The organism is Micromonospora sp. NBC_00858, from assembly GCF_045207365.1.
Lineage (GTDB): Bacteria > Actinomycetota > Actinomycetes > Mycobacteriales > Micromonosporaceae > Micromonospora.
Genome location: NZ_CP108828.1, coordinates 1,253,385 through 1,274,268, shown reverse-complemented (window position 1 = coordinate 1,274,268; position 20,884 = coordinate 1,253,385). Strand labels below are relative to the sequence as shown.

The following is a 20,884-nucleotide window of genomic DNA, read 5'->3' as shown; positions in this document are numbered from 1 at the left end:
TCAGGAGACCTTGACCCCGGCGTCCGCGATGATCTTCCCCCAGGTGCCGAGCTGCTCCTCAAGCTTGGCCCGGTGCGCCTGCGGGGTCGCGTCCTGGGCCGGGACCGGCGCGGTGCCGAGCTTGGCCATCTGGTCGATGACCCCTTGGTCGGCCAGTGCCACCTTCAGCGCCTCGGACAGCTTCTCGACGATCTCCTGCGGCGTGTCGGCCGGGACGTAGAGACCGTGCCACACGCTGACCTGAAGCTGGGGCAGCCCGGCCTCGACCGTGGTGGGCAGGTCGGGAAGGCTCTTCACCCGCTCGGGCGTGGTGACCGCGTACGCCTTCACCTTTCCCGCGGTGATCTGGCCGCTGGTGTTGGTCGTCTGGTCACACATGAAGTCGACCTGGCCACCGACGAGGTCGGTCAGCGCGGGGCCGGTGCCCTGGTACGGGACCTCTTGGAGCTTCACACCAGTGGCGGTCTGGAACAGTAGGCCGCACAGGTGGGACGCGGCGCCGATGCCGGCGTTGGCCAGCGTGACCTTGTTGGCGTTCGCCTTCACGTGGGTCACGAGGTCCTGGAGTGTCGTGGGCGCAAAGTCCTTCCGGGCGACGACCGTCATCGGCACCTCGGTGACGAGCCCGACCATCTCGAAGTCCTCGAGCGGCTTGTAGCCCAGGTCCTTGTACAGGGCGGGTGCCGTTGACATGCCGATGTGGTGCATGAGCACGGTGTAGCCGTCCGGTTCGGCCCGCGCGACCTCGCCGGCGCCGACCGTACCGCCCGCGCCCTCGACGTTCTGGACGACGACCTTGCCACCGAGTTTGGCGGCCATCGGCTCGGCGATCATTCGGGTGACCGTGTCCGTCGGGCCGCCCGCACTGAACGGCACGACGATCGTGATGTTCTGGTCCGGGTAGCCTGCGGCGTCGCCTCCGCCGTTGGCGCCTCCGTTGCCGGAACAGGCGGCAACGAGCGTGACGACGCCGATCGCGGCGATCATCCGCGCGGCGGCCCGGTACCTGCTGGTCTCTCTCACAGCGGCCTCCTCATCAGCGCATGCACATACCTCGGTGAGTGAGTGGCCCCCAGTCTCGACTGGTCGGGACGCGGATGGTGTCAGAGAAATCCCAAGAACTCTCGGGCTGACACGAGGGCCGGCCCGGGCCGTACAATCCGCTGGTATGCGGATAACCGTCATCGAGGATGACGACCGCGTGGCGCTGGGTCTGGTGACCGTCCTGACCCAGGCGGGCTTCGAGGTCCACCGCATCGCCACCGCCGCGGAGGCCGTGCGTGCCGCACCGGCCGACGTGGTCCTCGTTGACCTGGGTCTGCCCGACGGCGACGGGCTCGACGTGATCCGGAAGCTGCGTGACCACCCGGAGACCGCCGTCATCGCGGTGACCGCACGGTCCGAGGAGCACGAGCGGGTCCGTGGCCTGCGCGCCGGCGCCGACGACTACATCGTCAAGCCGTTCGGCATCGCCGAGTTGCTCGCCCGGATCGACGCCGTCCTGCGGCGTACCCGGGCGGCTCGTGCCCTGAGCCACTCGGACGAGCCGCTCCTGCTCGGCCCGATGCGGATCGGCGTCGGCACCCGCGAGGTCACCGTCGACGGCACGCCCGTGGCGTTGACCCGCAAGGAGTTCGAACTGCTCCTGCTGCTGGCCCGGCGGGCACCCAACGTGGTCAGCCGCGACATCATCCTCGACCAGATCTGGGGCGCGACGTGGGAGTCGTCGAGTCGCACCCTGGACACCCACATCGCGGCGTTACGGCACAAGCTGGGGACGGACGTGGTCATCCGCACGATCCACGGCGTCGGCTATCGGCTCCTGGCCGACCAGCCGGAGCTGATCGGCTGACGCGCCGTGCACCGCCGCCTGCTCGTCGTCCTGGTTCCCCTCGCGGTGCTGCTCGTCGCGGCGCTCGGGGTGCCGCTCAGCATCACTGTGGCCGAGCGGGAGATGCAGGAGACGTACGTCAACCGGCTCAACGACGTCGGGCGGTTCGCCTCGCTGGCCGAGACCGCGCTGTCGACCGGGCGGACCGAGGCGCTGCAACAGGAACTGACGCGCTACCACGAGCTCTACGGCATCCCGGTCGCGCTGGTCGACACGTCGGGCAATGTGTTGCTCGGACCGGCCGATGCGTACCGGGAGGCGGCACGGACCGAGCCGACGTTGCCCCGGATCGTGACCGCGGCGCTGGCCGGGGCGCGGTCCGAACCGTCCTGGGAATGGGCGCCGTGGGACGACTCCGCACTCGTTGTGGCCGAGCCGGTGGGTCGGGACAGTGAGGTCGTCGGCGCCGTCGTGACGATCTCCGACCTGTCGAAGACACGCGAGACCATCCTCGTACGCTGGGCCCGGCTCGCCGGGCTCGGGCTGCTGCCGTTGATCGCATTGGCGGCCGTCGCCTGGCCGGTATCGGCGTGGGTGCTGCGGCCGGTGCGGAAGCTGGACGCGGCGACCTCGCGGATTTCCGAAGGCGACCTGACGATCCGCGCCGACGCCGAGGCCGGCCCGATCGAGCTGCGGCGGCTGGCGGCGTCGTTCAACACCATGATGGACGCCGTCGAGAACGCCGCGCAGCGGCAGCGGGCGTTTGTGTCCGACGCGTCGCACCAGTTGCGCAACCCGTTGACCAGCCTCCGGCTCGCGGTGGAGAGCCTCGCGCCGCACCTGCGGCCGGAGGGCAACGGGCGGCAGGTGTACGACGTCGCCGTCGACGAGCTGAAGGCGATGCAGCGGATGCTGAACTCGCTGCAGGCCAGCGCGCGGATGGAGAGCCTGCGGACGGCGTCGCCGGTGGATCTCGACGAGGTGCTGGCGACCCGGGTGGACCGGTGGCGGGCGTTGACGGCGACGGCGGGGCAGACACTGACGGTCGACGTGCCGCCGGGGCTGCGGCTGCTGGAGCCGCCGGGCGGACTGGGCAGCATCCTGGACGAGCTGATCAGCAACGCGTTACGGCTGTCGGGCGCGCAGGCGGTGGAGGTGACCGCCCGCGTTGTTCCCGCTGATGTGGGCGAAGGAAACCGCAACAGCTCCGCGGCCGGAGGCGTGGTCACCGTCGCTGTCCGCGACGACGGGCAGGGGATCGACGTTTCCGAGCGGGCCCAGGCACTACGACGGTTCTGGCGGTCGCCGCGGCACCAGAACGTGTCCGGAACCGGCCTGGGACTGGCGATCTGCGCCGACCTGGTCGGGGCGGCCGGGGGCGAGCTGCGGCTGGAGGAGGGCCTGCCGCGTCCAGACGGGTCCGGGCACGGGTTCGCCGCGGTGGTCGCGTTGCCGGTCGTTCCGCAGGTGGCGTCGTCGTCCGGCGCCCCGACTCCGTCGCCGGTCTGAGGACCCGGTCGCGTCGCTGTCTCTGGTCAGCGCTTGCGGTCGCGGAACCAGGCCGCCGCGCCCGGATGGAGCGGCACCGATGCGGTGGAGATCCCGGTACGTACGTTGATCTGCCACGCTTCGGGAACGGCCGCGGCGTCACCGCGACTGGCGGAGGTGATCGTGCCGGTGTGCGTGAAGATCGTGTCGGTGATGGCATAGACCAGGTCGTCGGGCAGGTCGTTGCGCGCTAGCAGCACGTTCGGTACGGCGACGGTGCGGGTGGCCGGGACGCCGGCGTAGGCCGTCGCGTGGATCATGGCGGGAGCGTAGGGACCCGGGTACGCCCCGAAGAGCGCGTCCGCCTGTGCGTCCAACGGGATCAGCCGGATCGGGTGCCGCTGCGCCAGCTCCGTGATGGCGGGTGTCGGGACGCCGGTCAGGGAGAACATCGCGTCGATCTTGCCGTCGCGCAGTGCCGCCGCCGATTCCGCCTGGCTGAGGTACCGACCGTCGGCGTTCACCGGGCCCAGCTCCAGAACCCGCAGAGACGTGAACTCGGTGCCCGAATTGCGGGCACCGAGGGATATGCGCTTGCCCTCAAGATCCCGGAACTCTTCGATCGCTGAACCGGCCATGACCACGAGATGCAGATGACTGTCGTAGAGCCGGCATACCGCCGAGAGCCCCTCGGGCGCGCTGCCGTCGGTCGTGATCAGCGCATCCAGGCTCGTCAGCCCGAGGTGCGCCTCGCCGGCCCGCAGCATCCGGATGTTGTCGGTGGACGCCCCGCTCGGCACGGTGGTCACCGTGGCACCCGGCACCTGCTCGGAGATGTGTTCGGCCAGCGCACCGCCGATGCGCCGGTATACCGCACCCGCCGGCCCGGTGGCCAGTCGCAGGTGGACCTCGTCGGCCTCGGGCTGCGGGGAGCAACCGACGAGCAACCCTCCGGCGGCCAGGAGCACCGCCCGTCGGCTGATCCGTGGCTCCAGGTTCAGCACCATGCCGAGATGATACGGACGGTGACCGTCGGTCGCCGATGACCTCAGGGCGTCATCAATGCATCGCTACCACGTCACCCTGCGCCGCCCTCCGGCAAGGTCTCATCGACGTCAATCCGGCGCACTGGTGCAGCCCGCCGGGTCTCCCCCAGCTCGCCTCCCGACGGGCCCTTCCGGCGTGACCGGTTACCGCGTCACGGGCAGGGCGTCCGTGCGCAGACGTCGATGACCTTGCCGGTGAGTAGGAACATCGCCTTCTGTTTCTGGGCTCCGGCCTGGGCGCGCGGGAACTCGTGCGGATCGTCGCCGTACTCCGGCCCGGCCGGGGCGAGGTTGGTCGGCGGTGGCGCGTAGGCCGCGCCGCTGTTCCAGATCACGATCGCCGAGCCGGTGTACGGGTACCTGCGGATCGGCGTGATGCCCCAGTACGGGCGCACGTCCAGTGACCAGCCGTCGGCGAGCGCGGGGGTGTGCAGGCGGGCGCCGATGGTGCGCGCCTGGACCTCCGCCGCGGCTGGCGACACCTGCTGGTCGCCGAAGGCCACGTGCATCAGCACCTGGTGCGCCGGGGTGCCCGGCAACGGCTGGTCGGTCATGTGCTGGGCGTACCCGTTGGCCTCGGACCGGTCCCACAGCATCTGCAGCAGCGCGAGGATCAGCTGCTGGTCGGCCTTGTCCGGGTAGTAGCCGTCCATGATGGTCTGGAACGGGGCGAAGTCCACGCTGCGTTGCAGCAGCGTGGAGTAGTTCATCGCCGGTACGCCGAGCACCGACCGGGTCCAGTCCTGGGCGATGGCGGTGAGCGCGCCGCCGTTGATGCCGCCCTGGCTGTTGCCGTCGTAGTGCAGCCCGCCGGCCACGTTGATCAGCGGCCGTGCGCTGGCGTCCCGGAACGCCGGGTGGGCGGCGAACCCGCCCGGGTGGATCATCGCGCGGCCCAGGAAGAGGAAGTTCAGGTAGCTCTGCTGCAACCGGTCCGCCACTGCGGGGAAGGCACTGAGGTCGGTGAAGGCGCCTGCCACGTAGGGGACGTCGGCGGCGGCCATGCCGATCCAACTGGTCGCGCAGAAGGTGAAGTCGTACGTGTTCGACATCGTCTTGACGTTGCCGGCGTTGATCTCGGTCGGCCTGCCGAGCAGGCCGTGGCCGTAGAGCGAGAGGTGCGCCGGCTTCACGGCCGAGGCACTGCGCGGGATGTTGCAGACGAAGTCCGCCGCCACCGTCGCACCGGACGGCGTGGGCAGGGCGTTCGGCGTCAGCGGCGTCCCACCGCCGCCAGCCGGCCCGTAGTGCAGCCGGGAGCCGGGCCCGCCGTCGCCGGTCAGATAGGACGGTACGCCGATGGTGCCGGTCACCTGCCGAGCGATCAGCGGATCCTGCTCGGGCGAATAGTCGGTCACCTGGGTGACGGTGAACGACGGTGCGGCCCGGCGGAGGGCGGCGAACGCGCCGTCCCGGACCGCCAGCATCCGCCCGGTCAGACCGTGCCGGCTGGCCACGGTGAAGTCCCAGGCGAGGTAGAGACTGTGCCGCTTGACACCGGTCCTGGACAGGTCGGCGATGATCCGCTTCATCTGCGGGACGCGACTGTCCCGATGGCCGAGGCCGGCACCGGTCACGTACGACGTGAACGCCTTCGGCGCCGGGATCAGCGCCCCGTTGCCGTCGCGCAGGCCGCGCAGGCCGACGACGTACCGGGTGCCCTCGGTCAGCGCCACCGCCGGCCGGATGATCAGCAGCTGCCGATCCGGCTGGCCGGCGGCGTGCGCGTCCAGCTCGGCCCAGTACGGCGTGCGCTTGCCGGTCCGGGCGTCGAGCAGCACGATCGGCGCGTCCGGCGCCAGCGAGCGGCCGATGTCGGTGACCGGCGCGATCCCGGTCGCCGCGGCGTCGAGGCCGGGCACGCGCACCAGGATCGGTGAGCCGGGGCTGAACCCGTCCTGCCGGTTCCATTCCGTCGGGTCGATCGGCGTCCCCTGCACGTTGGCGGGCATCGCGGAGGCCGCGATCCGCACCCGCTTGCCGGTGGGGCTGGTCCGATCCGGCACGGTGAAGTAGTCGTTCGGGAACGGCAGCAGGCAGGCCGTCGGGTCGATCGGGTCGCAGCTCCGGTGCCCGGTCGATGCGGGAGTCGCGGGCGGTGCCGCGGCGGCGGCCGGGCTGAGCAGGACGGCGCCTGCGGTCACCAGCACGGACACGGCGAGACGGAACCGTCTGGGTGTGGTCACGCGCATCTCCCTCGACACAGGACGGTGATTCGACGCAGGGGTCGACGGTGGTGGTTGGATCGTCGTGTACTTCCTACGCTCGTGAAACGATCTCGGCAAGAGGGTCACGGAGAGGACCGAGCACCCGCCGCGTTGAGGTAGGTGAGGACGGCGAGGACGCGGCGGTGACCGCTGTCGGTCACGGCGAGGCCGAGCTTGGCGAAGATGTTGCCGATGTGCTTGTGTACGGCGTTGTCGGTGATGACAAGCTGCTGAGCGATCGTGTCGTTGTCGTGTCCCTGCGCCATCAACGCGGTTACCTCGCGTTCGCGGGGGGTGAGCGCGGCGATCGGGTCGCCGGCGCGTTGGACGAGTTGCGCGATGACCTCGGGGTCCATGGCGGTGCCACCGGCGGCGACGCGGCGCAGCGCGTCGACGAATTCGTCGACTCGGCTGACGCGGTCCTTGAGGAGGTAGCCGACGCCGCCGCCGGTGGTGGAGAGTAGTTCGGCGGCGTACTGCTGCTCGACGTATTGCGACAGCACCAGGACCGGCAGGCCGGGGTGTTCTCGTCGGGCCTGCAGGGCGGCTCGGATGCCCTCGTCGCGAAATGACGGCGGCAGCCGGACGTCGACGATGGTGACGTCGGGTTGATGGTCCCGCACGGCGGTGAGGAAGCCCGCCGCATTGTCAGCGATGGCGGCGATGTGGAAGCCCACGCGGTTGAGCAGCAGCTCCAGTCCGGTGGACAGCAGCACGTTGTCTTCGGCGATCACTACCCGCACAGCAGCTCCATGGTGATGGTCGTCGGCCCGCCGGCCGGGCTGTCGACGTCGACGGTGCCGTCGAGCGCGAGCACCCGACGACGGATCCCGGCCAGGCCGGTGCCCCGCCGATCGTCGGCGCCGCCAATGCCGTTGTCAGTGATCATTACCGACAACCGGTCTGCCGTGCGGCTGACCCCGACGCCGGCCGCGGTCGCGTGGCTGTGCCTGACGACGTTGGTCAGTGCCTCGGCGACGGCGAAGTAGACGACAGCCTCCACTGCCGCCGGGACCCGTCCGAGGTCACCGATGTCCAGTCGGGTCGGCACGCCGCAGCGGGCTGTCACGGCGGTCAGAGCGCCGTCGAGGCCCCGGTCGGCGAGAATCGGCGGATAGACGGTACGGATCACCTCGCGTAGCTCTGTCATCGCCTCTTCGGTTCCCTCATGTGCGTCCCGCAGAAGCCCTTCCACGAACTGCTCGTCCCGCGGATTGTCGGACAGCGCCTGCCGGGCCACGGCCAGCCGCATCGCGATGGCCACCAGCCGGGCCTGGGTACCGTCGTGCAGGTCGCGCTCGATCCGGCGCAGCTCCGCACCGTGTGCGTCGAGCACGTCCGCCCGGGTGCGGGTCAACACGGCGACCCGGTCGGCGAGTTGTTCGACCGTCGAGTGCGACAGCACTCCCAGGCAGATCCGGGCGTGCGCGCGAGCGATCGGCGGGAAGACCAGGTACGCCAGCGCGGCGAGCAGCAGGATCTGCAGTGGCCCGAGGGTGAGCGCCGTCGCCCAGCCGGTCACCGGAATATCGATGAACAGCCGTGGCCGGTCCTCCAGCCGGAAAGCCCACCAGAGTGGTGTCGCGATCGTGGCGAGCAGGACGTTGCCCGCGCACAGCAGCGCGGGCAGGCCGAGCGCCACCCCGGTCATGGCGTTAACTGGCAGCCAGAGCAGGTCGCGGCGCGTGGTCGGATCGGCCCAGGCCCGGCGTCCCGTCGCGCGCAGGGCGGGACGCGGTGCCGACGGCGTACCGAGCAGCCGGCCGGCGCGGTCACGGTGCCGATCCGCCCAACGCCGGGCGAACCGCGGATGGCACAGCAGCGGCAGCACGAGCACCGTGGCGATCCCGGAGGCCAGCGATCGCAGCAGGTAGACCCCGCCGCGCCACACCTGCACCCACCGCCGACCCGACGTCACAGGATGCCCTTTCTGCGCACCCGCCGAGGCAGCGTCCCTTCGAGTTCCCGACACGGCGTGAAGTCTGCCCTGTGGCCGCCGCCCGCGGCACTACAGCCAGCTGTACCTCAGATCCGGTGGTAAGGGGTAGCGGTTCGCGCCGACATGACTCGTAGCGTCGGACGGCATGAGGTTGAACAGCAGAAACCCATCGAGGCGACGCGTGGCACTGGCCGAGGCCACCGCGACCGACTCGCTACAGCCGGGTGCAAGGACGTCGTGTACGTACGCGGTGCAGTTGGATTCGGTGTCCAAAACATACGGGTCGGGGAAGAACGAGGTACGCGCTCTCGACGGGGTGACGGTCGGATTCCGGCGCGGTACGTTCACCGCCGTCATGGGCCCGTCCGGCTCCGGCAAGAGCACGTTTCTGAACTGCGCGGCCGGTCTGGACCAGCCGACGTCGGGCCGGGTCGTGCTGGGTGACACGGAGTTGTCCGGCCGGTCGGAGACAGAGCTGACCGAGCTGCGCAGGGACCGGATCGGGTTCGTCTTCCAGGCGTACAACCTGCTCGGTGCACTGACCGTGGCGGACAACGTCACGTTGCCCGTCCGGTTGGCCGAGAAACCGGTCGATCCCGAGCAACTGGCGAGCGTCCTCGCCGCGGTCGGGCTCGCCGAGCATCACGACCGCCGCCCGAGCCAGCTCTCCGGTGGCCAGCAACAGCGGGTGGCGATCGCCAGGGCGCTCATCAACCGGCCCGACCTGGTGTGCGCCGACGAGCCGACGGGCGCGCTGGACAGCCGCAGCGGGCGCCAGGTCCTGGCACTGCTCAGGAAGATCGTCGACGACCTGGGGCAGACCGTGCTGATGGTGACGCACGATCCGGTCGCGGCCGCACAGGCCGACACCGTGGTGTTCCTCGCGGACGGCCGGTTGGCCGGCGAGATGCCCCGACCGTCCGCCGAGCAGATCGCCGAGCGGATGACTCACCTGGGGGAGGCGTGAACCGCCGAATGCTGGCATTGGCCTGGAGCACGATCAAGGGACGGAAGGGCGGGTTCGTCGCGGCGTTCGTTGCGGTGCTGTTCGGCTCGGCGGTGATCACGGCCTGCGGGATCCTGCTGGAGAGCAGCGAGCGCTCGGGCGTGCCGACCGAGCGCTACCAGGCTGCCGACCTGGTGGTGGGCGCCCCGCAGGCACTGCCGGTGACCGACGACGTGGATCCCAGGTTCGGCGAGCGGGCCACCCTACCGGCTGACCGGGTCGGCGACATCGCGCGAGTGCCTGGCGTCCGGGCGGCGATCGCCGACGTCAACGTCCCGGTCAGCCTCGTGACGGCGGACGCCGAGGTGCTCGCCGGCACCTCCGCGCTGGGGCATGGCTGGCAGTCGGCCGCGCTCGGCCCGTTCACCACGACCGCCGGCCAGGCCCCGACCGGGCCGGACGACGTGGTGCTGGACTCCGCGCTGGCCGAGCGGGCCAACGTCACCGTCGGCGCGTCGGTTCGGCTCGCGGTCGGCTCCAACACGTCGATCTACCGGGTGACCGGCATCGCGGGTCTGCCTGGAGGCAATCTCGCCCGGCAGCCCACACTGTTCTTCACCGAAGACCGGGCCCGGGAGTTGACCGGCCAACCGGACCGGGTGGACCTGATCGGTGTGCTGGCCGCACCCGGCGTCAGTGCCGACGAGCTGGCACGCGCCATCGAGGCGGCGGTCTCCGACGTGGTCGTGTACACCGGCAGTGACCGCAGCGAGGCCGAGTTCCTCGACATCGGCAGCACGCGTTCGTTCATCAGCGAGCTGTCCCTGGCGTTCGGCGGCACCATGGTTGTGGTGATCATGATCGTCGTGGCGAGCACACTCGCTTTGTCCGTTCGGCAGCGGCTGCGGGAGCTGGCGCTGTTGAGGGCGATCGGCGCGACCCCGAAGCAGATGCTTGGCATGATCGCCGCCGAGACCATGGTGGTGGGCACGCTCGGGGCGGTGCTCGGGGTGATTCCAGGCATCGGGCTGAGCTTCCTCCTCCGCGAAACCTTCACCCTGGTCGGCGCGATACCGGACGACTTCGAGCTGTCGATCAGTCCGCTGCCGGTACTCGTGGCGGTGGTGCTGTGCCTGGTCGGTGCCCGTCTGGGCGGTTGGATAGCCGCACGGCGCGCGGCCAGGCTCAGGCCGGTGGACGCGCTCGGCGAGGCCGCGTTGGAGCCGCCCAAACTCGGATGGCTCCGGTTGACCGTCGGCTTGCTGCTGGTCCCCGCCGGTCTCGCCATGGCGTTCGTGCTGCCGCTGGTGCTGCCCGGTGAAGGGGCCGCTGAAAGCGCGGCCTTCTCGGCGTTCCTGCTCATCTTCGCCATCGCGCTGCTGGGGCCGCGGCTGCTCAGTGGCGCCGTCACCGTGCTGGGTCCCTGGCTGAACCGCAGGTCGGGCGTCAGCGGGTTCCTCGCGACCGCGAACGCGCACGCCAACTCCCGGCGGCTCGCCGCGGCGACCACTCCGCTGATCATGGGCATCATCCTGGCCGCCGGGCAGCTCTTCAGCGGGACGACCGCGAGCGCGTCCGCGCAGGATCAGGCCGAGGACGGCCTGCGTGCGGACTACGTCGTCACGTCCACGTCCGCCGGTGTGTCGCCCGAGGTCGCGGACGTGCTCCGGGACGTGCCCGGCGTCTCGGCGGTGACCCCGGTCGTCCGTACGCGGATGCTGGCGACCTTCGCCTCGGGAGACAGCCCTCAGATCAGGACCTACTCGGCACAGGGGATCATCGGCGACCGGCTCGCCGAGACTTTGGATCTCGCCGTTCTCGAGGGCGATGTCGCGGAGGTGCGGGGCAACACGGTGGCGTTGAGCCGGATCGCGGCGGGCACCCTCGGCGCCGCTCTCGGCGACACCGTCGACCTCCGTCTCGGTGACGGCACGCCGATCAAACCCACGGTGGTGGCGCTCTACGAGAGAGGACTCGGCCTCGGTGACGTCACGCTGCCGCACGACCTCGTCCTGGAGCACACCACCGACCGCCTGGACTTCGCGGTGCTGATCGCGGCGGCCACGGGAACCGACGTCGGGGCACTCGGCGACGCGTTGCGATCCGCTGTCCAACACCTCCCGACCGTTCAGGTCAACAACCGCGAGTCGTTCGTCGCCGCGCAGCGCGATGCCGCCGCCGGAGAGTCGGCGGTCGGCCTCATCCTCAACGCGGTCCTGCTCGGCTACCTCGCCATCGCCGTGGTGAACACCCTGGTGATGGCGACCGCCGCACGCTTCCGCGAGTTCGCCCTGCTCCAACTGGTCGGCGCCACCCGTCGCCAGGTGTTCGCGATGATGCGCAGCGAGACGAGGATCATCGTCGTCGCCGCCGTTCTCATCGGTACCCTGGCCGCGATCCCGTCGTTGATCGGCACGAGCCTCGGGCTGACCAGGACACTGATTCCGTCCATCCCACCGCTCATCTACCTGGGAATCGTCGCGGTCGCCGCGCTGCTCGGCTGGGCCGCCATCATGATCTCGACCCGGACCGCCATGCGGTCGCAGCCGGTCGATGCGATTGGCGTTCGCGAGTGACGCCGGCGGCACTGGTAGCCCAGATGACGTCCGAAGACCTCAGTCTCCGGTGGATCCGGCAGCCTCGACGACCGAGACGGGAGTGCCAAGTTCGACGGTACGGGAGACCGTGCACAGTCGTTCGTGCGACTGCTGCAGCGACCGGGGCAGCGCCTCGCGCGCCCGGTCGCCGTCCCCGCCCACCGGGAACGTCACGGTGAACTCGACCTTGAGGTTCTGCATCCGGTTTCCTCCGGCCTCGTCCCGGATTTTGTCGCCACTGACCTCGACGGAGAACTGGGTCGGCTCGGCGCGGCGGCTGGTGATGTAGTCCACGTCCACCGCAGTGCAGCCACCGATGGCAGCCAGAAGCAGTTCCACCGGCGTAAAGCTGGCGTCCTCGCCCGTGCCCATCGACATCGACCCGCCGCGGACATTCCGCGCGACGTAGTTCCCCACGCTGGTGCGCTCGATCTCCACCGAGCGGAAGGTGTCCTCACTCATGACAGGGAAACTACCCCGGGCCTCCTGGTCCCCGAGCCACCGGCCCGCCGGCCGATCGTCATCCCCGACAGGAATCAGACGTCGGCTTCGAGGGCAAAGTTCTTGCCGCGTGGTCAAGGCCTTGCCCGCCCGCGCCTTTCCGGCGGCAGATCCGAACACGTGACCAAGGCAACTCCGTACGGCGGCGGTGGCAACAGCCGTCACGGTGACATTCGGGTCATGGATCAGGCCGGTCAGGCGGCCGGTTCGATGGTGGGCGACCGGTGGCCTCCGTGGCACGCGACCAACGCGTCTGCCACGAGTTCAGCGTCAGCTTCTGCGACGTCCGCTGGATACTCCGGCAGCAGGTCGTCCCAGACGACCAGCCACGACCCGAACAACTGGGCCTGCCCCTCGGGCCGAGCGAAGAACCAGATGTGCAGGTGGGCGCCACCATCTCCGATGCGGTAGACGTGGGCCCGCGAGACGTGCGGCAGCGCCTGCATGTGGCGGACGATGCGAGTGCTCAACAGCCCCAGCTCGGCGGCCAGTTCGTCAGGTAGATCCGCCATGTCGTAGTGATCGCGCGGATACAACATGAGCACCAGCGGGACGCCCACTCCCGGAATCCGGACCAGCCGCCAGTGTTCGTTGAACCAGATCCCCTCGTCCCGTTCGCGGCAGGCGTTGCAGTCCGACGGATCCTCGCCGTGCCGCGCGGGCTCCGGGAGCACCGGCGGGCGCAACGGCGCTACGCGGAGCCCGTCCGGCTCGAACGGGCTGATCTCCCATCCCGTCATGCGTGCCAACGGGAGTCGGCGTTCGCTGTCCGCGACGGCGACTGCGTGGTCATAGAACTCGTCCGGTCGCAAGGCCATGCGGCGAAGACTAGTACGACAAGATTCCAAGTGATCAATAGCCCCTTGTGGCTGCCAGGCACCAGGGCCCGCCGAAGAGGCCGGATGCCAACCATCCTGGGAGCAGCGCACTGCTCGTGAAACAGGAAGCAGCACCGACCCGGACGACCCGTTCACAGAGCGGATGAACTCACTACCGAAGTACGTCGTGACGAACACCCTCACGGAGGGTAGTTGGCACCCGACGACCGTGCTCCGCGGCGACCCGATCCAGACCGTCGGCAAGCTCAAGGTTCAGCCGGGACGGGAACTCCAGATCCACGGGAGTGCGCGACTCGGCAAGGCCCTGTTGTCGGCCGGCCTCGTCGACAAACTCCGGCTCGTCGTCGCCCCCACTGTGACCGGTTCCGGGCGGCGGCTGCTCGACCACCCGAGTGCACCCGTCGGCCTCCGGCTCGTTCACCACGAGGTGACGGCGAACGGCCTGCTGTTGCTCGAGTACGAGTGTGTCGGCGCCGCCCCGGTGGCGGAATACGAGGGCGTCACGGCCTTCGTATAGTCACCGCGCTCACAATATGGCCGGCCACCGACTGATCCCCGGCGGCGCTGTCCTCTCCCCCGGCAACGCGGGCCGCCCCGGTGCCGGTGATGTGGGCGGCCGAAGGCCGACCCGAGCGCCCCCACGACGCGCCTCGATCCAAGTTGGGCGCTATCCCTGAGCGGCGACGAGGAACATCGGCACGACGACGAAGATCCGGTTCGCGCGGGCGCGCTCGGCCTGCTCGGCGAGCCAGCTTTCCTCGTCGGTGATCCGTTGCAGCAGGGCGTACGCGGTGTCGTCGGTGAACACAGCGGTGTGCACCTCAGCGACCGGGTCGGTGAACCCGGCGTCGAGCAGCAGGTTGCGATACCTACGGGCAACGCGCGGCGACGGAAGCGAGTCCGCCTTGGCGTGGACCAGCCGACGTGTGGTCTCCGGCTCGTCCGAGTCGATGGCGATCGTGTCCCAGTCCTGGCCGAGCAGCACGGCCCGGCCGCCCGGTGCGAGCACCCGGCGGGCCTCGGCCACGGCTCGCGCTGGGTCGTCGAGCATGTGCAACACCTTGTCCGCGCGATAGTAGGTAACCGAGCCGGTCTCGAGCGGCAGCTCGTAGGCGTCGCCGACATGGAACTCACCGGCCGGCCAGCGCTCCCGAGCCACAGCGATCACCTCGGGGTCGAGGTCGACGCCGACCGCGTGGGCTCCGCGCTCGGCCAGCTCGGCGACGGCGCGGCCACTGCCGCAGCCGGCGTCAACCACGGTTCGGCCGGTGAGGTCGCCGAGCAACTCATAGGAACGTGCGCGCAGCTCGACGGCCGCGGACTCTCCCTCGACGGCGTCGAGGACAGCAAGAAGACTGGACATGCCCGCCATGGTCGGACTTAATGTCGACATGAAGTCAAGACCGATGACGATCGGCGAAGTGGCCGACCATTTCGGCCTACCAGCGCACGTACTGCGGCACTGGGAATCGGTGGGCCTGCTCTCCCCCGCCCGCGTCGAGGGCGGCCGCCGCCGCTACACCCGCGACGACCTGTTCCGAGTGGCGTCGATCGTCCGCGCGAAGGAGGCCGGCCTGTCGCTGCCGGACATCCGGGCGTTCCTCGCGGCGCGCGACCCGGCCACCCACAAGGACGTGCTGAGCCGCAACCACCGCGCGCTGCAGGACAGGATGGCGGCGCTGCGGTCGGCGCTCGATCTGCTTGAGGCCGGACTGAACTGCTCGCACGAGGACATCGCCACCTGCCCGAACTACCGCGCCCACCTCACGGAGCTGGTGGACGTTACAGCACTCGAAGTTCCGGGTTCACGGTTGGTACGGTGATGCAAGACTCGCGTCAACGTATCTCACGAGAAGGCAGCCATGCCCCGGACCGCTTCCGCGAACGCATCATCCCCCGGCCCGTCCGAGGCAGGTCGCGACGGGCACACCGCAGAACCGCTGCTGTCCGCGCTGGGGACCGCGTCCGGCTCGAAGTCGTTGCTGGAACGCGCCTTCAGCGAGGCGCTGGAACGCGCCGACGACAATGACGAGGTCACCACGCGGGTTCTCGATGCCGCCTACGAGCAGTTCTGTCGTATGGGCATCCGGCGGTCCACCATGGAGGACGTGGCCCGTCGGGCCCGCGTCTCCCGGATCACGGCATACCGCCGGTTCGCCACCAAGGACAGACTGGTCGAGCAGGTGGTCCGCCGGGAGTTCCGTCGCTACTTCGACCAGTTCCTCATCGACATCCAGCAGGCCGCGACCGTCGGCGACCGGGTGGTGCTGGGCTTCGTCAGCGCATTGCAGGCTCTCCGCCGCAACCCGCTGATCGGAGGGCTGATGGCCGCCGAACCGGACGTGCTCATCCCCTCAATGATCAGCGACGGCGGGCGGACGCTGGCCACGGTGCAACGGTTCGTCGCCGGCCAACTCCGCAGCGAGCAACGCGCCGGCAACATCTCCGACAGGGTGGACGTTGAGGTGGTGGCCGAACTGATGACGCGGCTGTCCTGCTCCTTCCTGATCACTCCCAGCCACGTCGTCGATCTCGATGACGCTGAACAGCTGCGCGCCGTGGCCCGGCAGTTCCTCGTGCCAATGCTGGAGTACGGTTCACAGGCCAAGTGACCGGCCGATCACCTCTTTCATGATCTCCGTGGTGCCGCCGTAGATCGTCTGGACGCGGGCGTCCAGATACGCCTTGGCCACCGGATACTCGCGCATGTAGCCGTAGCCGCCGTGCAACTGCAGGCAGCGATCGACGGTGCGGTGCTGCAGCTCGGTGCACCACCATTTCGCCATCGCCGCCGTCTCCGCCGTGAGGGCGGGCTCGACCAGGCACTGGTCGACGAAGACGCGGCCGAGGCGCAGTTCGGTGGCGAGTTCGGCCAGCACGAACCGGTTGTGCTGAAAGCTGCCGATGGGTCGGCCGAATGCCTGGCGCTGCTTGCAGTAGGCGACGGTCTGCTCGAACACCGTCTCGGCGCCGGCGAGCGCCGCGACGGCGATCGACAGCCGCTCGAAGGGCAGGTTGCGCATCAGGTAGGCGAAGCCCTGGCCCTCCGCGCCGAGGAGATTGGCCGCGGGCACCCGGACGTCGGCGAAGAACAGTTCGGCGGTGTCCTGCGCCTTCTGCCCGATCTTGTCGAGGTTGCGGCCCCGCTCGAAGCCGGCCATGCCTCGCTCGACCACCAGCAGGCTGATCCCCCGGTGCCCCGCTGCCGGGTCGGTGCGGGCCACGACGATGACCAGGTCGGCCAGGATGCCGTTGCTGATGAAGGTCTTCTGCCCGTTGAGGACGTAGCTGTCCTCGGAGCGCACCGCGGTGGTCGTGATGCCCTGCAGGTCGCTGCCGGCGCCGGGTTCGGACATGGCGATCGCGGTGATGATTTCGCCGGAACAGAAGCCCGGCAGCCATCGCTGTTTCTGCTCGTCGTTGGTCAGATCGGTGAGATACGGCCCGATGATGTCGTTGTGCAGGCCGAACGCCGGGCCGCTCGCGCCCGCCCGGGCCATTTCCTCGGTGAGGACGGCGTTGAAGCGCTGGTCCGTCACCCCGCCACCGCCGTACCGTTCGTCGACGAAGAAGCCCAGCAGGCCGGCAGCGCCAGCGGCCCGCCACACGCCGCGGTCGACGATGCCGTCGGCTTCCCAGCGGTCGTGGTGCGGTGCGATCTCCTTGTCGATGAAGGCGCGCACCAGTTCGGCGAAGGCGAGGTGGTCGGCGGAGAAGATGGTGCGATTCACCATGTACGTCAGCTCCTTGTTGCGCAGGTCCCTACTGGGCCATGTCCTTTACTGCGGCGATGAGGCGCCGCGGATCGGAACCCAGCGGCGTGACGTTGAGGATCGTGACGCCGGCGTCGCGATAGGCCTGGACGCGGTCTCGCACGTAGCTCTCCGGCCCGATCAGGCTGGTGCGCTCCAGCAGTTCCGCCGGTACGGCGGCGGCGGCCTCCTCTTTGCGGCCGGCCAAGTAGAGGTCCTGGATACGGTCCGCCTCGGCGGCGTAGCCGTAGCGGCACAGCAGGTCGTGGTAGAAGTTGCGGCCCTTGGCGCCCATTCCGCCGACGTACAGGGCGATCAGCGGCCGGGCGAGGTCGCGCAGGCCGGTCACGTCCGGGCCGATGGCCAGCGGGCCGCCGGCCACGACCTCGAGCGGTCCGAGATCGTCGGACCGCTTACCCCGGCCGGATGCCAACGCAGCGCCCCAGACATCGGCCGCGCTCTCAGGGTCGTAGAGGAACGGCAGCCACCCGTCGGCGAGCTCAGCGGTCATCTGCACGTTCTTGTCGCCCAGGCTCGCCACGTAGATCGGAATGCGGTCGCGGACCGGGTGGGTGAGGATCTTCAGCGGTTTGCCGAGGCCGGTGCCTTCCCCGGCGGGCAGCGGCAGCCGGTAGATGCCGTCGTGGACCAGCGTCTCGCGTCGCCACACCTGCCGGCAGATCCGGATCACCTCGCGGGTCCGTGCGAGCGGCCGGTCGTAGGCGAGGCCGTGCCATCCCTCGATCACCTGCGGTCCTGACGCGCCCAGGCCGAGGATGGCGCGGCCGCCCGAGATCGCGTCCAGGCCGGCCGCGGTCTGTGCCAGCAGCGCCGGGGTTCGGGAGTAGATGGGCAGGATGGCGGAGCCGATCTGCAGCCGGGTCGTCTTTGCGGCGAGGTAGCCCATGACGGTCGGCGCGTCGAAGCCATAGGCCTCCGACACCCAGACCACGTCGAGGCCGTCATGCTCCCAGGCGGCCACGGCGTCCGCGCCGCTCCTGGGGTCCGTGGCATAGGCGAGCGGTGTCGCGATACGCATCAGCGAGCTCCTTGTGTCTGGCTGACGGCGCCGTTGTCCAGCCACCGCCGTAGGTGTGCGCCGAGACTCCACTCGGTGAGCACGGTCTCGGTGTCCGCTCCCGGCACCGGCGGGCTGCCGCCGATCACCCCCGGTGTCTGCGACAGGCGGGGCGCCACTGCGGGCTGCCGAACGCCGAAGTGCTCCTCGAACGTCGCGCGCGCCACCAGGTGCGGATGGCGCTGCGCCTCGGCGAGCGACAGCACCGGCGCCACGCAGGCGTCGGTACCCTCGAAAAGCTTGGTCCACTCGTCGCGGGTGCGGTCGGCGAAGACCTCCGCGAAGCGCGCGCGGAGCACCGGCCATCCGGCGACGTCGTGCTGGGCCGGCAGATCCGCGTCGGCCAGCCCGAGCAGCCGCAGCAGTTCGGCGTAGAACTGGGGTTCCAGTGCGCCGACCGCCATGTGCCCGCCATCAGCGGTCGGGTAGACGTCGTAGAACGGTGCCCCGCCGTCAAGTAGGTTGCGGCCACGCTCGGGTTGCCAGGCACCGCCCGCGAGGAGACCGGCGAACATCGTGGTGAGGTGCGCCGTGCCGTCGACGATGGCGGCGTCGACGACCTGCCCGCGGCCGGTTGTCCGGGCCACGTGCAGCGCCGCCAGGCAGCCGACGACGAGGTAGAGCGCGCCACCACCGAAATCACCGACGAGGTTGAGCGGGATCTGCGGCGGCCCGCCTGGGCGGCCGATCGGGTGCAGTGCCCCGGCGACGGCGATGTAGCCGATGTCGTGACCGGCGGCGTGGGCCAGCGGCCCTTGCTGTCCCCATCCGGTCATCCGTCCGTAGATGAGGCCCGGGTTGCGCTCCAGCGCGGCCTGCGGCCCGATGCCAAGCCGTTCGGCCACCCCGGGACGCCAGCCCTCGATCACGATCGCGGCCCGATCGGCCAGTCCGAGGACCACCTCGGCCCCGTCGGGATGCTTGAGGTCAACGACGACCGACCGCTTGCCCCGGTTGAGCAGGTCCCGCCTCGGGTCGCCGGCCGGCAGCGCGCCCGGCTCCGGTCGGTCGACCCGGACGACGTCGGCCCCCAGGTCGGCCAGCAGCATCGCCGCGAACGGGCCTGGGCCGATCCCAGCGAGCTCCAGGACCCGGACCCCGGCCAGCGGGCCGCTCATGCGCCGGCCCGCGCCGCAAAGCGGGGAGCACGCCCCTGGACCTGGCTGGCGAGGGCCTCACCGAAGTCGGCGCCGCCGAGGGATGCGGCCATGAGCCGGTTGGCGTCGGCGGCCGCCTGGGCGGCCCCGGTCTCCAGGCCCGACCACACCTGCCGTCGGATTACCGCCATGGACGCCGGCGAGCAATGGGCGGCAAGATCGGCGGCATAGGCTTGCGCCTCGGCCAGCACCTCGTCGCGTGGGAGCACTCGTTGCACCAGCCCGATCCGGAACGCCTCCGCCGCGTCGATCTTGCGGCCGGACACCAGCAGATCCAGCGCGTTGCCCACGCCGACCAGCCGGGGCAGCAGCCAGGCGCTGCCGTTCTCGGCGATGAGGCCGAGCCGGCTGAACGCGGCGGCCAGGCGTGCCTCCGCTGCCAGGAAGCGCACGTCGGCATACAACGCGTGGACCAGGCCGAGGCCCGCGGCGCCGCCGTTGACCGCCGCGACGATCGGCGTTCCCAGCGTCATCGGCAGATGTGGTTCGAAGCCGAACTCGTCCACCAGCCGGTCGCGGTGACGCTCGTCGAGCAGCGCCTGCAGCGCCTCCGGGTCGGCACCCGCGCAGAACCAGTCGCCGGCGCCGGTCACCACGATCGCCCGTACCTGCGGATCCACGTCGGCGGCAAGCAACGCGGCGTAGTAGTCGCGGAACATGTCCAGCGTCATCGCGTTTCGCTGGTCGGGCCGGTCGAACCAGATCGTGCGGACTCCGTCGCGGGTGGCGGCCCGCAAACCACAACCGGCCGGTTCGGCCTCAAGCATGGACAAGCTCATCGGCACATCCCTGTGACATTTGACATTTGATACTCTTGCCTGTGTGGCGGAGCGGAGCAAGGCACAAGACGTTTCTCATCCTCAGCTGTCAGAGACGGTGGCGAGCCTGCTGCGCGACCGGATCATGTCCGGCCAGCTGCGCCCCGGTGAACGGATCCGGCTCGAGGAGGTCGCCCAGGAGACCGGGCTGAGTATCACGCCGGTGCGCGAGGCCCTGCTGATGCTGCGTGCGGAGGACATGGTCGAGTTGCAGCCGCGCCGCGGCCACGTGGTCGCGCCGCTGTCCAGGCAGGACATCATGGACGTGTTCGGCCTCCAGGGCCACATCGCCGGCGAGCTCGCCGCCCGGGTCGCCGTCAGCATCACGCCCGACCAGCTCAACGACCTGCGGCAGCAGCACGAGCGGCTGCGCCGGGCGGCCCAGGCCAGGCAGACCAGCCGGGTCGAGCAGCTCGAGTTCGAGTTCCACCGCAGCATCAACCGGCTGGCCGACGCGCGCAAACTCTCCTGGATGCTGCGGACCGCTACGCGCTACACCCCGTCGCGGTTCTACGCGGCCAACCCGGAGTGGCGGGCGGGCATGATCGCCGATCACGAGGCCCTGCTCAGCGCGCTCGAGGCCCACGACCCGGTCGCCGTCCGGCCGATCATGGCCCGCCACTTCACCGACGGTGCCGAGCGGTTGGTCAAGCATCTCGATGCTCTGGGGGTGTGGAGCGGATGA

20 protein-coding genes are annotated in these 20,884 nt (G+C 70.1%); 8 read left to right on the top strand and 12 right to left on the bottom strand.

Going from position 1 to position 20,884, the window contains the following annotated elements; all coding sequences use genetic code 11:
* Positions 1 to 1,023 (bottom strand): tripartite tricarboxylate transporter substrate-binding protein, encoded by a 1,023-nt coding sequence (locus OG990_RS06115; protein ID WP_406079321.1) that lies wholly within the window; start codon positions 1,021 to 1,023, stop codon positions 1 to 3.
* Positions 1,024 to 1,168: 145 nt separating this feature from the next.
* Here OG990_RS06115 and OG990_RS06110 point away from each other — a divergent pair, with 145 nt between their 5' ends.
* The gene (locus OG990_RS06110) at positions 1,169 to 1,852 is read left to right on the top strand and encodes a response regulator transcription factor (RefSeq protein ID WP_386983254.1); all 684 of its coding nucleotides are present in this window, start codon (positions 1,169 to 1,171) and stop codon (positions 1,850 to 1,852) included.
* Between the two features lie 6 nt (positions 1,853 to 1,858).
* Positions 1,859 to 3,340, top strand: coding sequence for an ATP-binding protein (locus OG990_RS06105; RefSeq protein WP_406079320.1), 1,482 nt, complete (start codon positions 1,859 to 1,861; stop codon positions 3,338 to 3,340).
* Between the two features lie 26 nt (positions 3,341 to 3,366).
* Here the strand turns inward: OG990_RS06105 and OG990_RS06100 are convergent, their stop codons facing one another.
* The 4 genes from OG990_RS06100 to OG990_RS06085 all read right to left on the bottom strand — a co-directional run bounded on the left by OG990_RS06100 (position 3,367) and on the right by OG990_RS06085 (position 8,490).
* Positions 3,367 to 4,326, bottom strand: coding sequence for a TAXI family TRAP transporter solute-binding subunit (locus tag OG990_RS06100; RefSeq protein WP_386983258.1), 960 nt, complete (start codon positions 4,324 to 4,326; stop codon positions 3,367 to 3,369).
* A 191-nt stretch (positions 4,327 to 4,517) separates the two neighbouring features.
* Positions 4,518 to 6,557, bottom strand: coding sequence for a hypothetical protein (locus OG990_RS06095; RefSeq protein WP_406079319.1), 2,040 nt, complete (start codon positions 6,555 to 6,557; stop codon positions 4,518 to 4,520).
* Between the two features lie 98 nt (positions 6,558 to 6,655).
* Entirely contained in the window at positions 6,656 to 7,315 is a 660-nt protein-coding gene (locus tag OG990_RS06090) for a response regulator (RefSeq protein WP_406079318.1), read from the bottom strand.
* The gene (locus OG990_RS06085; protein WP_406079317.1) at positions 7,306 to 8,490 is read right to left on the bottom strand and encodes a histidine kinase; all 1,185 of its coding nucleotides are present in this window, start codon (positions 8,488 to 8,490) and stop codon (positions 7,306 to 7,308) included. The genes OG990_RS06090 and OG990_RS06085 overlap by 10 nt, the downstream gene beginning before the upstream one ends.
* Before the next feature lie 202 nt (positions 8,491 to 8,692).
* Here OG990_RS06085 and OG990_RS06080 point away from each other — a divergent pair, with 202 nt between their 5' ends.
* Together OG990_RS06080 and OG990_RS06075 are read left to right on the top strand one after the other, a co-directional pair.
* Positions 8,693 to 9,478 (top strand): ABC transporter ATP-binding protein, encoded by a 786-nt coding sequence (locus OG990_RS06080; protein WP_406079316.1) that lies wholly within the window; start codon positions 8,693 to 8,695, stop codon positions 9,476 to 9,478.
* A complete protein-coding gene (locus tag OG990_RS06075; protein ID WP_406079315.1) occupies positions 9,475 to 12,033 on the top strand; it encodes an FtsX-like permease family protein in 2,559 nt (852 codons plus the stop codon). Before OG990_RS06080 ends, OG990_RS06075 begins: the two co-directional genes overlap by 4 nt.
* Positions 12,034 to 12,072: 39 nt before the next feature.
* Here OG990_RS06075 and OG990_RS06070 read toward each other — a convergent pair whose 3' ends face one another.
* Complete coding sequence (locus OG990_RS06070) at positions 12,073 to 12,516, bottom strand: OsmC family protein (protein WP_406079314.1); 444 nt, start codon at positions 12,514 to 12,516, stop codon at positions 12,073 to 12,075.
* Positions 12,517 to 12,749: 233 nt separating this feature from the next.
* Positions 12,750 to 13,373, bottom strand: a complete 624-nt coding sequence (locus tag OG990_RS06065; protein ID WP_406079313.1) for an HIT family protein — start codon at positions 13,371 to 13,373, stop codon at positions 12,750 to 12,752.
* A 163-nt stretch (positions 13,374 to 13,536) separates the two neighbouring features.
* Between OG990_RS06065 and OG990_RS06060 the strand changes: the two genes are divergently transcribed.
* On the top strand, positions 13,537 to 13,911 hold the full coding sequence (locus OG990_RS06060) for a dihydrofolate reductase family protein (RefSeq protein WP_406079312.1): 375 nt from the start codon (positions 13,537 to 13,539) through the stop codon (positions 13,909 to 13,911).
* 150 nt (positions 13,912 to 14,061) lie between these two features.
* On the opposite strand, the gene OG990_RS06055 is transcribed toward OG990_RS06060, so the two are convergent.
* Positions 14,062 to 14,757 carry a methyltransferase domain-containing protein gene (locus OG990_RS06055; protein WP_406079311.1) on the bottom strand — a complete coding sequence of 232 codons (696 nt, stop codon included), beginning with the start codon at positions 14,755 to 14,757 and terminating at the stop codon, positions 14,062 to 14,064.
* Between OG990_RS06055 and OG990_RS06050 the strand changes: the two genes are divergently transcribed.
* Together OG990_RS06050 and OG990_RS06045 are read left to right on the top strand one after the other, a co-directional pair.
* Positions 14,756 to 15,217: a MerR family transcriptional regulator gene (locus OG990_RS06050; RefSeq protein WP_406079310.1), complete on the top strand. Its 462-nt coding sequence runs from the start codon at positions 14,756 to 14,758 to the stop codon at positions 15,215 to 15,217. The two genes, OG990_RS06055 and OG990_RS06050, sit on opposite strands and share 2 nt — an antisense overlap.
* 39 nt (positions 15,218 to 15,256) lie before the next feature.
* Positions 15,257 to 16,006, top strand: a complete 750-nt coding sequence (locus tag OG990_RS06045; RefSeq protein ID WP_406079309.1) for a TetR/AcrR family transcriptional regulator — start codon at positions 15,257 to 15,259, stop codon at positions 16,004 to 16,006.
* Here OG990_RS06045 and OG990_RS06040 read toward each other — a convergent pair.
* The 4 genes from OG990_RS06040 to OG990_RS06025 are packed head-to-tail and all read right to left on the bottom strand — an operon-like array spanning position 15,992 to position 20,160.
* Positions 15,992 to 17,125 carry an acyl-CoA dehydrogenase family protein gene (locus OG990_RS06040; RefSeq protein WP_406081671.1) on the bottom strand — a complete coding sequence of 378 codons (1,134 nt, stop codon included), beginning with the start codon at positions 17,123 to 17,125 and terminating at the stop codon, positions 15,992 to 15,994. The genes OG990_RS06045 and OG990_RS06040 overlap by 15 nt on opposite strands.
* A gap of 31 nt (positions 17,126 to 17,156) precedes the next feature.
* Positions 17,157 to 18,185, bottom strand: coding sequence for an LLM class F420-dependent oxidoreductase (locus OG990_RS06035; protein WP_406081669.1), 1,029 nt, complete (start codon positions 18,183 to 18,185; stop codon positions 17,157 to 17,159).
* Positions 18,185 to 19,342 (bottom strand): CaiB/BaiF CoA transferase family protein, encoded by a 1,158-nt coding sequence (locus OG990_RS06030; RefSeq protein ID WP_406079308.1) that lies wholly within the window; start codon positions 19,340 to 19,342, stop codon positions 18,185 to 18,187. The genes OG990_RS06035 and OG990_RS06030 overlap by 1 nt, the downstream gene beginning before the upstream one ends.
* Positions 19,339 to 20,160, bottom strand: coding sequence for an enoyl-CoA hydratase-related protein (locus OG990_RS06025; protein WP_406079307.1), 822 nt, complete (start codon positions 20,158 to 20,160; stop codon positions 19,339 to 19,341). The genes OG990_RS06030 and OG990_RS06025 overlap by 4 nt, the downstream gene beginning before the upstream one ends.
* Positions 20,161 to 20,257: 97 nt before the next feature.
* On the opposite strand from OG990_RS06025, the gene OG990_RS06020 reads away from it, so the two are divergent.
* On the top strand, positions 20,258 to 20,884 hold the full coding sequence (locus tag OG990_RS06020; protein ID WP_406079306.1) for a GntR family transcriptional regulator: 627 nt from the start codon (positions 20,258 to 20,260) through the stop codon (positions 20,882 to 20,884).

Excerpts from the sequence above, each read along its gene's own strand:
- OG990_RS06060 (WP_406079312.1), top strand. The coding sequence starts at position 13,537 with ATGAACTCACTACCGAAGTACGTCGTGACGAACACCCTCACGGAGGGT.
- OG990_RS06070 (WP_406079314.1), bottom strand. The coding sequence starts at position 12,516 with ATGAGTGAGGACACCTTCCGCTCGGTGGAGATCGAGCGCACCAGCGTG.
- OG990_RS06095 (WP_406079319.1), bottom strand. The coding sequence starts at position 6,557 with ATGCGCGTGACCACACCCAGACGGTTCCGTCTCGCCGTGTCCGTGCTG.
- OG990_RS06055 (WP_406079311.1), bottom strand. The coding sequence starts at position 14,757 with ATGTCCAGTCTTCTTGCTGTCCTCGACGCCGTCGAGGGAGAGTCCGCG.
- OG990_RS06065 (WP_406079313.1), bottom strand. The coding sequence starts at position 13,373 with ATGGCCTTGCGACCGGACGAGTTCTATGACCACGCAGTCGCCGTCGCG.
- OG990_RS06110 (WP_386983254.1), top strand. The coding sequence starts at position 1,169 with ATGCGGATAACCGTCATCGAGGATGACGACCGCGTGGCGCTGGGTCTG.
- OG990_RS06025 (WP_406079307.1), bottom strand. The coding sequence starts at position 20,160 with ATGAGCTTGTCCATGCTTGAGGCCGAACCGGCCGGTTGTGGTTTGCGG.
- OG990_RS06045 (WP_406079309.1), top strand. The coding sequence starts at position 15,257 with ATGCCCCGGACCGCTTCCGCGAACGCATCATCCCCCGGCCCGTCCGAG.
- OG990_RS06035 (WP_406081669.1), bottom strand. The coding sequence starts at position 18,185 with ATGCGTATCGCGACACCGCTCGCCTATGCCACGGACCCCAGGAGCGGC.
- OG990_RS06030 (WP_406079308.1), bottom strand. The coding sequence starts at position 19,342 with ATGAGCGGCCCGCTGGCCGGGGTCCGGGTCCTGGAGCTCGCTGGGATC.
- OG990_RS06100 (WP_386983258.1), bottom strand. The coding sequence starts at position 4,326 with ATGGTGCTGAACCTGGAGCCACGGATCAGCCGACGGGCGGTGCTCCTG.
- OG990_RS06050 (WP_406079310.1), top strand. The coding sequence starts at position 14,756 with ATGCCCGCCATGGTCGGACTTAATGTCGACATGAAGTCAAGACCGATG.